Raw genomic sequence first — 11,846 nt, 5'->3', positions numbered from 1 at the left:
TTTTTAGGGACACAATCGTGTCCCTATGCAGAGCCATCTTCTATGATGTGGCTCTGCATAGGGATGTGATCTTCCGTATGGGAGGACGCCGAAGACGCACCCTCACTGCATTTTACGATCTAACTTAAAAGGAGGAAAATACATGAAGACTTTTTCTGCTGCTCATGTGAAGCAGTATCTTGCGGATGCTCGCAGGGATATGAATATTCTGATAGACGCTGCAATTCAGCCTGTTTCCGGCAAAACCGCCGTTGGTATTACGGGAACAGCTGCTTTGGTTGCCACAGTTATGAACATGAGTGTGGTGTTTGCGGCCACACCGCTCTTCACCCGTCTCAGTAGTGCCTTCACGACCTTGCTTAATGATGCTCAGGACCTTGTACTGACAGTGGCTACCTTTGCTCTTGTCGTTTGTCTCCTTGGCCTTATGTTTGCTGCTTCATTCGGCGCAAAAGAAACTGCGATGATGGTGAATGCCCTTAAAGCAGTTATCCTTGCTTTCATCTTCTTCCAGCTTCTTCCCGTCATTCTGGCTACAATCATGGAAGTGTTTGGAACCGGTAGCACTACTGGAGGAGAATAAAATATACACATTACGGTAAAAGCGGCACCCTTCCTCCCAAGGGTGCTTTTAATTTTGAAAGGAGTTTTATTTTATGAAAAATATGAAAAAGACAATTCTGACAGTGGCTGTTATCGCTGTAGCGGCAACCGTTATTGGTGCTGTCGCTTTTTCCGCAGGATTAGGGGATATTCTCCCGAAAGAAGGGGTGATCGCCGCGTTCCTCGGCCGCACACCGCTACACTTTGGCATGAAGTGCTGCCTGTTTGCTGTGCTTGGCACCATCTTTCTGATTCCCAGTATTCGTGCTGAGTTTTTGGGTTCTTATACTCTTGGTTCCGATTACACAAGCTCTCACAAGAAGGGACACAGCGGTAAAATTTAACATTATAAAATCACCGAATAGGGAGGGGGTGTTAAAAATGCAACCCTCCCCTAATTCTGGAGAAAGGAGGAGATAGGTTTTATGGGAATTATGATGGGCATTGTCAGTTTTGTTCTTGGCTTTGCTATCAATTTGATTGACGCCGCCGTTTCTGGAATGCTGGAATCTATTGGCTATGATATGTCCACCTTCCTTGCAGTTTTTCCATTTGCAAGAAATGCCATGGATACCTTTACTGCTTGCGGACTTTTTATTCTAATGGCAGGGCTTGCTTGGCAGTTTGTAAAAGGAATTGCTGCACCTTTCGGTGTTGAATATGAAAACCCTCTACATGTAGTTGGCAAGGTGGTATTTACTTGGATTGCAGTAGTAAATCTGGCTGATATTCTGGACATCTTTACAGGATTTTTCCGAATCGTGCAGGAGGACATGAACAACCAGTCTTTGGGCAGCGGCTTTGACATGGAGGGATTTGCCTCCAATATGCTGAGCGGCCTGATTTCCAGCTTAACGGGGATGTCAGGGCTATTGCTGGTTGTATATATCATCTGCGTGATCATCCTCGGATGGAAATTTATTAAATTGCTGATAGAGATGGTAGAACGGTACATTGTTTATTGTTTTATCTGTCTTATAGGACCAGCTTTCCTTTCAACGGCGGCCTTTAAATCTACGAGCAATATTGCAGGCACTTGGATGCGCGCATTTTGGGGACATTCTTTGCTAATCTTAATCAACACATGGAGCGCAAAAATGTTCCTTAGCTACTGTCAGGTGTTCACACAAAATATCGCTGGTATACAAGCTGATGGAGTATTCATCCCAACATTAACCATGCTATTCTTCGGTTTTGCATTTCTGGACTTTGCATCCAGAGCGGATACCTTAATTCGTATCCTTGGGTTGAACACGGCCCACACAGGGGCAAACCTCATGCAGGGCGCAATGGGCGGCCTTAGTCGTATGGTATCAAGCGCTCGCTCGCTGCAATCGGTCGGAGGTGCCATCAGAGGTGCGGCGGCAGCTGGTGCGGCAGCCGGCGGAATGGGAACAGCAGCAGGAATGAAAGCAGCTGTATCCAGTTTTGCATCCGGTGTGACTGGTGGGGCAGCCCATACAGCTACAGGGGTATCCTCAGTTGCAGGAGAGGCAACAAACCGGCGCAATGATGGTTCTAAGGTTAATCCTGGTGAGCCTGGCCGACGGGCAGGAGCCGATACACCGCTACGCTCTGGCGACTTGCTGCGACAGGAAAGCACACCTTCTGCTCAAGTTCTGAATGGCCAGAAGGAAATCAATGACGCGCTGACCCACAAAAGCAATCCCCATGCTGAAAACGGCATCGGTGGAACCAATGGTATTCGAGGTGTCGCCGCAAAGATGGACTACACCGATGGCGGTGTTATGGCCTCCGCTGGAAGGCAAAGTGAAATGGCCGATAAAAACCATGGCAGCGGTAAGGCGATGGGCATGATCTACCAGGATACCATGACAGCCAATGCTGTACGGGCGGCAGCGACCGGAGCAGAGCGATTTGTAGACGAGAAGGGGCAAAGCCGGCCGATTGCATCCTATAAGGGCGCTGAAGCGGCAGCAGCCATGAACGGTGTTACAGCCTTTGGCAACGATAACCTCAAAGGCTTCAACTTTACTGAGGCGGAAGATGGCACTTCCTTCATCTCTGGCCAGAATTTCAGAGATGGTTCTTCTGTCACTTACGATAGTGTAGAGGGTGGTATCGCCTCCGGCGTTTACACCGACGCAGATGGCAACTCGACCGCTTTTGAACTGGTGCATGACAATGTAGTGGAGTCTCAGCGAAAGGCTGTTGAATCTGGAGCCCCAGGAGTAACCGCATTTAACCCCAGAGCCTCTGTAGGTCGAATTGGTGACGGTACAGGTGAAAGTGGTTTCTATGTTGTACCTAAAACTATCAGTGAAAATCAACTGGATACCAAACCTTTTGGACACACAAAGACTTATGGAGAAATGGGAGCCTCCGTTAACCAGAGCGATCCTGTTCAGATGCAGCAGGCAACACAGAGTCTTCAGCAGTTTATTGGCAATAGCAATCCTGTTGACCACGCTGTACTTACCATTGATAAAGGAAAACTGGAGCGGATGCAAAGTGATGCACAAACCGGTGTCCCAAGAACCAGACAGCAAGCAGGGAACGGAATGAAACAGTAGATTTCTGGATGCTCAAGGTTAACTCCTACTGTTTATTTTGAAATTAGAAAGGTGATGATGACAATGGACGATCAGCGGCGGAGCGTATCTGACGACATGGAAAACGGCCTTGATAGGGCATCTAATGCGGTTGGCCAGGCCGTTCAGGGACTTCCTTCCCGCCGCAGTGGAGGTTTACCAGGCAAAGAGTCCACGCTCCCCCTCAACACCGATTCTGGTAATCCGGAAAATTTCAGTGGTGCGGTTCCTTCTGATGGCGCTTTAAAAGCCACAGAAGCCCCTTCTAATCAGGGAGAGAAGTTCCCTGGAGAAAGGGCGAAAGACCCCTTGAGTGGGCAATTTGGAGCCGATAAGGGAAAGTCAGGCCCAGAAGATTCTGTAGAGGGACAACCGAAAACATCTTCAATAAATGGACATTCTGAAAAAAATAATTCTTCTGGTGTCCGGCCCCCCTTTCCTTCTGCTGAAAATACGGCTGGAGCAGCTGAGTCCGCTGGCGCAGGCACCGCTGAAGCTGGTGCAAGCGCAGGAGGCGCGGCTGCTGGGGGTACAGCTGCCGCTGGGGGTGCAGCAAGCGGCGCCGCTATTGGAGGGACAGCTGGTTCTGCTGCTGGTCCTTTGGGAACTGCAGCAGGTGCTCTTATAGGCGCCTTGGCAGTTCCAATTCTCAAATTCATATTTATGACCGTGGCTGTGATTGCAGTGTTTTTAACTGCGTTTATGATGCAGCCATCCTTTCTGTATGACAACAGCAGGGCAGTCAGTGACCGTGAACTGTTAGAGGATTCTTACAATACCTACTATACCCACATTGAACAGGAATATGGAAAGGACATCACCAGTGCTATGAACAAGGCCAGAGGTAACGCCTGGGAACTGTTTCAGATTGCAGGAACAGCAGCAAATAGAGGCGATACCAGCCTTCTGTTTGGTTCCCCTGCTGCGTATCCGCATGTTTCCATGAATGCAGAGGATCAGGAAACCGTCCGCAACCTTATGAGAGAATATGATGGTTATGATTTCAGCCATGATGTGGAGTTTTTACATAGCTATGAAACCTACCTTAAAGCGGCGTCTTCCAACATCAACCTGGTACTCAGCATCATCGACATGCAGAAAAAGAATTGGTTCACTTCCCTGTTTGATGGAATCGCAGACCTTATAACTGGCGGCCATTACAGCCAATTTACTGACTGGGTAGGACGAAAGTGGGAAGGTATCTGGAACGACTTTATCCAATACGACCTATACAGCATTAGTTATGGTGGATACACAACAACCGTCGAAACTATCCCCATTGGAGAGGATGACTACGAGGTGTTTGTGACGGTTCATATTGAAATAACCTATACATACGACCTCAAGGACAAGGGAGTTGGTTTTTACGCAAACAAACTGAATCTTGACCAGGACCAAATTGACCGTGCCGCCGAAGTCGCAAATTACCTTGCGGAGCTTTTCGGCTCGGCCAGCGACACTTATTTTGGCTGGTTCGTGGAAGGTGGTTATCACACAGATGCTGTCCAGGGCGGTTCGGTTGGCGTAAACATCAATAACGCTCTTGCCAGCCTGTCAGAGAAAATAGAGGGCATGGCTTATGATTCTGATGATACTCACATATTCCCCCTAAAGGGATATAGCCAGCCCAATCTGTCTAGCGCGTATGGCCCACGAGATTTTGCAGCCGATTCCTGGCATACAGGAATTGACTTTGCAGCCCCTACGGGAACAGAAATCCTTGCTGCTGCAGATGGTGTAGTGTTGTTCATCGCTCAAATGCCGAATGGTTTTGGAAATTATATTGTGGTCTATCATGGCGAACAAAATGGCCAACCAGTTTCAACCATGTATGCGCACATGGCCGCCTTTGGCTCCTATCGAGCGGGGGAGAGAATCAATGCCGGAGATACGGTTGGATATGTTGGTTCAACTGGGCTTTCCACAGGACCGCACCTTCACTTCCAACTGCATGTTGGCGATAATGTACGCAACCCAGTTGAGTTTTTTGATTTTCTCGATTATCTCAGACCATAAGAAAGGAGAACTTTATGGAAGAGAACAGAAGCCGGGCTTATTACATACCGGCGAATGTTTTTGATGGCCCTTCTGCATTTGGTATCGCTGCTCGAAACTGGGTAGAGGCAGTGGTTCTGGCAGTGATACCTGGCGGATTGTTCTGGCATTTTGCCAATTTTAGTGATCTTAGTATTAAAATCATTTTGATGATGATTTTGACCATTCCTCCAGCAGCGTTTGCGCTGATTGGATATAACGGGGAGTCTTTGACCCAATTTGTAAAAACCTACCTCAATTTCCGAAAAAATCGGCTCGTTTTGGAATATACCATTGAGGATGATGAAGAGGCTGTGCAGAGGCGCAGCCCCTTTTTCGAGTTGGAAAATCAAATATCCGACCTTCAGGAGCAGATCCACAATACCAAGGATAAAGGGCAGCTCAAAGAACTAAAGACACAGCTGAAGGAGAGAAAGAAAGAACTTCGCTCTAACCAGGCTGAATTAAAAAAAGCGGAAGCAGAAGATGCTGCCCAAGTCAAGAAAGAACAGGAGGCGAAGCGGAAGAAGGAAACAGAACATGCGGATAGCCTTGCAGAGAAGGAGATCCAGCGGCGTAGGGAGGAGGGAGAGAAACTCAGCAAAAAGCAAATTAAGGCAATCTATACGGAGTATCGGGAAAAATATGTCCTGGAAATGCCCTCTGCACCCAACGGGGATGATGGCATCCAGCGCAATATCTCTGTCCAAGAATATTTACCTATTGACCGCATAGAGGACCGATGCATTGTGACAAAGGGCGGACGATTTATCCGAATCCTTGCAGTGGCTCCTATCAATTTTCCGATGTTATCTGCCGAACAACAGAACTTTACCGTTGACCAGTTTGCGCTCCTGATTCGGAGTTGCCCTGTTAATATTCAAATCAAAACGATGGCTAAAAGTGCTGATGTGGAGGGATTCATTGAAAAAATGCAGGAGCGCATCCACAATGAAACCGATGAAAAGTGCATCACAATGATGAAGGACTACATCAATACCCTTCGTTCCAACGCTACACAAAATGCAGTGTCACGGCAGTTTTTCCTGGTTCTTGAATATGACGAGAGTCAGTCCACTCGAAACACCACCGACAAGGACCGTAAGCGGATTCTGGAGAATGCAGTGACACGAGCAAAACAGCAGCTGAAGCGTTGTAACAATATGGTCTATGAATTTGAGAATGAACAGGATGAAGTAGATTTTATCTATAACATCTTCTTCTCTCAGTTGGAGCGTTTCAACGCTTATGGTATGAACTACTATGATAAAGTAGAATATGCCTATGCCCAAGCAGCAGCTTATCCAAACAGGGGGGTACAAGCAGTGGATTTCTTATCCCCTATCAATATCGATCTAACCAGTAGTCAGTATGTAGTGATTGATGGGGTTTATTATGGGTATATGTATATCCCGTCCTCCGGCTACCGTTCTAATGTGTGGGGTTCCTGGTTGTTCAACGCTATCAATGCTGGTGGTGGTATTGATGTGGATATTTTCTTCTCTCGAAGGGAGAGGGACAAAGTTCGTTCGGCTGCCCGGCGGCAAATCAATCTGTCCGCTGCTCAAATGCACGATAAGAACACCAATACAGATTCCTTTGACGCTCTACGCAGTAAAGCTCAATCGGCTCAGTATATCAAGGATGGTTTAGCTAATGGTGAGGACTTCTTTTACATCACCACGATTATCACTGTAATTGCTATGGATGAAGAGACGCTGTTCAGCCGTATGGCTCAAATTACCGCGATGTTTGAGGATATGGATATGCGATGTATTCCAGCTAATTACCACCAGGAGGATGCTTTCCTCGGCACGCTGCCCTTGTGCAAGGTTCCTGATTCCATCTTCGCTCTGGGCCACCGTAATATGCTAACCTCTGGCGCTGCTGCCCTGTATCCCTTTGCCAGCTATGAACTTATGGACGATAATGGTATTCTGTTTGGCACCAATGTGACCAATGGCTCCCTTGTTATGCCAGATTTGTTCGATACAGCAAAATATAAAAGTGCCAATATGTATATACTGGGTTCCACAGGCGCTGGCAAGACCTACAACCTGGGTACACAGGCACTGCGCACAAGGGAATCTGGAAAACAAGTGTTCGTTATAGCGCCAATCAAGGGGCATGAGTTCCAAAGAAGCTGTGAGGCTATTGGTGGACAGTATATCCGAATGGGACCAGGCTCCCCGCACTGTATCAACATTATGGAGATCCGCAAACGGGATGAAGAAGCTGTTCTGCTGAATCGTTTGCTGGATGGTATTGATTTTGAAGAAAGTATCCTTGCGGAGAAAATATCCTCCCTGGAAACCCTGTTTGAGATCATGGCGCCTGACATCACCAATGAGGAAGAGCAGCTGCTCAATGGCCATATTGTTGAAACCTATCGGAAGTTTGGTATCACAGACGATAACGATTCCTTGTACGATCCGCTTAACCCTGGGGAGTATCGTCAGATGCCGACACTAAAAGATTTGTTCTTACAGATGGAAAATGATTCTCAAATGAATCGTATTCGCAACATTATGAGCAAATATGTCACCGGCTCTGCCAAGAATTTTTCAGAGCAAACCAATGTGTCCCTTGATAATCCTTATATTGTGATTGACCTGACGCCTTTGAGCAAGAACAAAAAAATGCTGCCAATCGGGATGTATATTGCGTTAAATTTTATATGGGATAAGATTAAGGAGGACCGCACAAAAAACAAGCGACTTTTTATTGACGAGATTTGGAACCTTATGGGAAAGGGCGCTCCTCCCGTCGCGGCACAATTTGTGCTGGAAATATTTAAAACAATCCGTGCATTTGGAGGTGGGGCAGTAGCATGTACCCAGGAGCTGGAGGACTTTTTTGCCCTGGATGGTGGTGCTTATGGGAAGGCGATTCTCAATGCCTGTACCCTTGGAATGATTATGAAGGTAGAACCAGTTGCACTCAAACTGATCCAGGAGAATCTTGACCTGGAACAGCGAGAAATTGATATTATTCAAGGACTGGAAAGAGGCCAGGCACTTATCGTTGGCAGCGGCAACAGCGTCGCTGTTAAAATTGTCGCAAGTAAGATGGAGCATGATTTGCTGACAACTTCTGCAGCAGATCTCACATCTATCTTTACGGAAAAGCTACAAGAAAAAAAGGTTCCAGAAAAAGAAGCCCTTACCCCAGGAGAACAGTTATCGGCAGTCCGCAGAGAACGCCCGCAGCGTATCCCTGTCGGTCATAAAAAAGTCAAATTGTGACCCCTTATCAGGTGCCCCGCCATTTTCCGGTTGGGGCACTTTTTATGTTCACTCAAATGCTGTTATGTCCACAAAATATTGAATATGTCCACACACAAACACTTGCGAACACAAAGCATTGTAAATGGACACAAAACAAGAAAATTTCAAAGGAGGTGATACTGTGATTGGACTGATCAAACAGCCCCCTACTTATCAGTATTTGGAGGATTTTATCTGCGAATATGGATTTGTAAGAAAAGAACAGCTCCACCGCTTTTTTGAAAATGTTCATTTCCCGCCCAAAAAGGCCCGGAGCTACCTCAACACCTTACGCATCCATGGGACAAAAACCTACTATGACAAAGGAACGGATGGGTATTATTCCTGTCAGTATATGGAACCTGCCCAATCCCAATTCTTTGCGATGGATAAATGCCTTTGGGTATTACTTTACTTCCTGGAAAAAGTGGAGCACCACTTTCCCATTGCTTCTTCGTTTTCTCCCTCTCAAATCTGCATGATGCTGGAGGATCGTTCTTACGAGATTGCCTATTGCGCTGCGGGTAATGAAGCATATTTCAATAATCAGCTGAGAGCAGCAAGAACGGAACTGCTTTATCGTGCAGACGCTGCTTATTTTTCATCTATCGTGGAAAAGGATGACAAAGCTATTCTCTCAGCCACCCGTTACATTGTTGTTTTAGATGACATTCAGGCAGCCAGGCAGATTCATTCCAAATTGATCTCCTATTTTGTAACCCTGGATGAACAAAACACATGCACCTTCTATACTGCGGATGAAATCTACGCAATGGAAGAATAGGGATTATGTAAAAATAAGGAGGAACCCTTATGGCCAATGACAAAACAATCCTATCTGAAACGCTCTGCAACCTCCAAAAACTTTCACCGCATCGGCTGTCTCCCCATCTGGAGGCTCTTCTTCAGCATTCGATTGTCTATGAGGAAAAGCTGACAAAATTGTGTTGGGAAATCTACCGCTGCACAGATAATTTGGAAGAACTGGAGCAACGACTGACAGAACTATCCGATGCAGGAGAGCTTTACTGTATGCGCCGCAGAACAATACTGGATTCCATGTATGGAACAACTGCAGCTAATTATGCCCGCACAGGCGTCACTTTTCCCCAAAAGGCGGACATATCCCAAGACATTCAAATTTCGCACGATGCGCTTACAAACACTTTGCGGCTGGTTATGCCAGAACTGCTTCCCTTCAAAGGAAAATGGAGCGTTTATTTGCCGGACAAGATCCGGTGTGCTCTGGAGAAATTCGAGCAGGAGTATCAACATAGAGGGGGTGGAAAGCTAAAGATTTCCCCAGCTTTTGTTCTCTTTATCCATCACTACGGAGAGGAGGCCCGCGCCAGAAGTCTTTATCGGGACTATGACAATCAGGAATATTCCTGTGTTCTCAACGCGCTGCACTCCACACAGATTTTCAATGATAGTGCAGCCACCTTCATCAATACTCAAATGGCAGTCCCCGATGACCGTTCCTTCACAGAAATAGTCATTACCGAAGTAAAACGGATGCTTGAAGTGGTAAATGCTTTGGACCTTTCTCTGTATACGGACAGCCAATGTAAAAGACAAATCGGTTCCCCTTGAAAAAGCATCTAAAAAGTGCGTTGTTTTACCAGTGGGTAAATAAGAAAATGTGCGTTATTTTACCCGTTTTTCGAGCGTTGTTTTCAAAACTGGAAACACTGGCAAAATTACAAGGAAAATTTAGTGTTCATCGGCTTTTTCAGGATTTTCAACATCCCAGGAGGTACGAACTGTCATAATACAAAGGAGGTGATTTTATAAAACGAAATGGCGGCAAAAAAAGTATTGATTCCTCAGCTTTTTCAGCTTTCCTAAGACTGGCTGGGGAAAGCCGGTGGGTAAGTAAGAGGGCATTTAAACTCTGGTTGAACAATGCAAATTGGAGAAATGAGGTTCTGCGAAAAATGCAGGATGATGGCTATATTACTTGCATGAACTTAAACACCAAAAAACGAGAACGATTTGGAAAAGGACAGAAAAGAAAAGCGCGATCCGAGGATGAAGAGTTGCAGGAGTATAGAGAAATACTCCCCTCCTATATTTTTGGATTGCGTTATGCCCTAACAAAGAAAGGACGGGAATATCTGGGGGCATACAATCCAAAACGCTACCGTGAGATTACCGACCTGATTCTCACACCTAACGAATATGACGAACGAAAGGTATACCGGTTATCGCTGCTGTCGGAAACAAGAGCCATGACAGAGCAGGCGGGATTCTCCATCCATCCCCAAACAAAACCGCCTCTTTCATCATTGAGTAATTTCCCTGATCTTGCGGCCGACAGGCCAGCTTTTTCAGCTTTACCAGCTACCGGTGCTTCGGGGTGTTTTGTTGGTGTTGAAAACTCCATATTCAATTTGGGAACCTTCCGCTATTATGAAAGCAATATACGCCATCACTACGGGCAAGAATTTCGTGACACAAAAACATACCCCTTTCGAGAAACACCGATAGGATGTGTTTACCTTTTGCCAGAATTACAGGCATTGGCAAGGATGGAAGCGGAGTATTCGGGAGTAAATCAGGAAGAGGCCGACAAAACCAGATATTCGCGCTTGAGTGGTGTGTTTTTCTCTGGAAATGGTCCATATCGGATTTACAACACAGAGCGAACCGCTATTAAATTGCGAAAAAATGGGGAAGAAACCATGCGCTCCTATATCAATTCCTGGGCCGGAATGGTTTATAAGCGAAGTCTTACCCTTGTTCGCGATGATGGACATGGGAACCCTGTTGAAGAATCTATCGAGCCGAAAATACGAGGCGCTATTCTGTTTGGCGATGAAACCCACCAGGCGGCGGTAAGTGTCATTCTCCAAACCATTCAAAGCGAAATCGGGTATGGAAGGGGTCGGGATGAAAAAGAATTGAGTAAAAATTACAACTTGCGCATCATCCCTGACACTTATTACCTGCCTGTTATTCAAGAAGCCATCCCGCTATATGCTCTAATGGTATTTCCACACTGGCCCATGTATCTAAAAGAATTTGGGAAGGAATATTGGCGAAGCCTTTGCAAGACTAAGAACGCCTCGGCCATTATAAGGGAATACATAGGAGAAATGACAGTGGACGGAGAGTTGGAGGACGGGAGTACGCTGGTAACACTGGCAGCGCTGCATCTGGACACAGTGCGCTGGATTATGGGGGAACTTCCCCTTTCTGAAAAGCCATTTACCATTTTGACGATGGAATGGCAGGAGCCGTTTTGGAAAAGTCTCTTAAAAGAGATACATCCAGAAGATGCCGAAAAACTGAACATTATCTTTATCCCACAAGAAGAGTTGGAGAGATATGTTGAAATTTTACATTACACAGAGGAGGTGCCATATCGGCTATAACATGCCACTTTTCT

The 11,846-nt window shown here is 46.2% G+C and carries 8 protein-coding genes; all 8 read left to right on the top strand.

Annotated elements, in window-relative coordinates; translation table 11 throughout:
- Positions 1-142: 142 nt before the first annotated feature.
- Complete coding sequence (locus FMM72_RS00760) at positions 143-583, top strand: hypothetical protein (protein WP_162220272.1); 441 nt, start codon at positions 143-145, stop codon at positions 581-583.
- 73 nt (positions 584-656) lie between these two features.
- A complete protein-coding gene (locus tag FMM72_RS00755) occupies positions 657-947 on the top strand; it encodes a hypothetical protein (RefSeq protein WP_162220271.1) in 291 nt (96 codons plus the stop codon).
- Between the two features lie 81 nt (positions 948-1,028).
- Positions 1,029-3,137 (top strand): hypothetical protein, encoded by a 2,109-nt coding sequence (locus FMM72_RS00750; protein ID WP_162220270.1) that lies wholly within the window; start codon positions 1,029-1,031, stop codon positions 3,135-3,137.
- A gap of 63 nt (positions 3,138-3,200) precedes the next feature.
- Entirely contained in the window at positions 3,201-5,171 is a 1,971-nt protein-coding gene (locus FMM72_RS00745) for a M23 family metallopeptidase (protein ID WP_162220269.1), read from the top strand.
- A gap of 14 nt (positions 5,172-5,185) precedes the next feature.
- Positions 5,186-8,434 (top strand): hypothetical protein, encoded by a 3,249-nt coding sequence (locus FMM72_RS00740; protein WP_162220268.1) that lies wholly within the window; start codon positions 5,186-5,188, stop codon positions 8,432-8,434.
- 163 nt (positions 8,435-8,597) lie between these two features.
- Positions 8,598-9,239, top strand: coding sequence for a DUF5697 family protein (locus FMM72_RS00735; RefSeq protein ID WP_162220267.1), 642 nt, complete (start codon positions 8,598-8,600; stop codon positions 9,237-9,239).
- 29 nt (positions 9,240-9,268) lie between these two features.
- Entirely contained in the window at positions 9,269-10,048 is a 780-nt protein-coding gene (locus FMM72_RS00730; RefSeq protein ID WP_162220266.1) for a hypothetical protein, read from the top strand.
- Between the two features lie 344 nt (positions 10,049-10,392).
- Positions 10,393-11,832 carry a hypothetical protein gene (locus tag FMM72_RS00725; protein ID WP_162220265.1) on the top strand — a complete coding sequence of 480 codons (1,440 nt, stop codon included), beginning with the start codon at positions 10,393-10,395 and terminating at the stop codon, positions 11,830-11,832.
- Positions 11,833-11,846: the final 14 nt, after the last annotated feature.

The organism is Anaerotruncus colihominis (assembly GCF_010206195.1).
GTDB classification, from domain to species: Bacteria; Bacillota; Clostridia; order Oscillospirales; family Ruminococcaceae; genus Anaerotruncus; species Anaerotruncus colihominis_A.
The sequence above is the reverse complement of the archived record's forward strand: the minus strand, read 5'-3'. Positions and strand labels throughout refer to the sequence as shown.

Excerpts from the sequence above, each read along its gene's own strand:
- FMM72_RS00750 (WP_162220270.1), top strand. The coding sequence starts at position 1,029 with ATGGGAATTATGATGGGCATTGTCAGTTTTGTTCTTGGCTTTGCTATC.
- FMM72_RS00745 (WP_162220269.1), top strand. The coding sequence starts at position 3,201 with ATGGACGATCAGCGGCGGAGCGTATCTGACGACATGGAAAACGGCCTT.
- FMM72_RS00730 (WP_162220266.1), top strand. The coding sequence starts at position 9,269 with ATGGCCAATGACAAAACAATCCTATCTGAAACGCTCTGCAACCTCCAA.
- FMM72_RS00755 (WP_162220271.1), top strand. The coding sequence starts at position 657 with ATGAAAAATATGAAAAAGACAATTCTGACAGTGGCTGTTATCGCTGTA.
- FMM72_RS00725 (WP_162220265.1), top strand. The coding sequence starts at position 10,393 with ATGCAGGATGATGGCTATATTACTTGCATGAACTTAAACACCAAAAAA.
- FMM72_RS00760 (WP_162220272.1), top strand. The coding sequence starts at position 143 with ATGAAGACTTTTTCTGCTGCTCATGTGAAGCAGTATCTTGCGGATGCT.
- FMM72_RS00740 (WP_162220268.1), top strand. The coding sequence starts at position 5,186 with ATGGAAGAGAACAGAAGCCGGGCTTATTACATACCGGCGAATGTTTTT.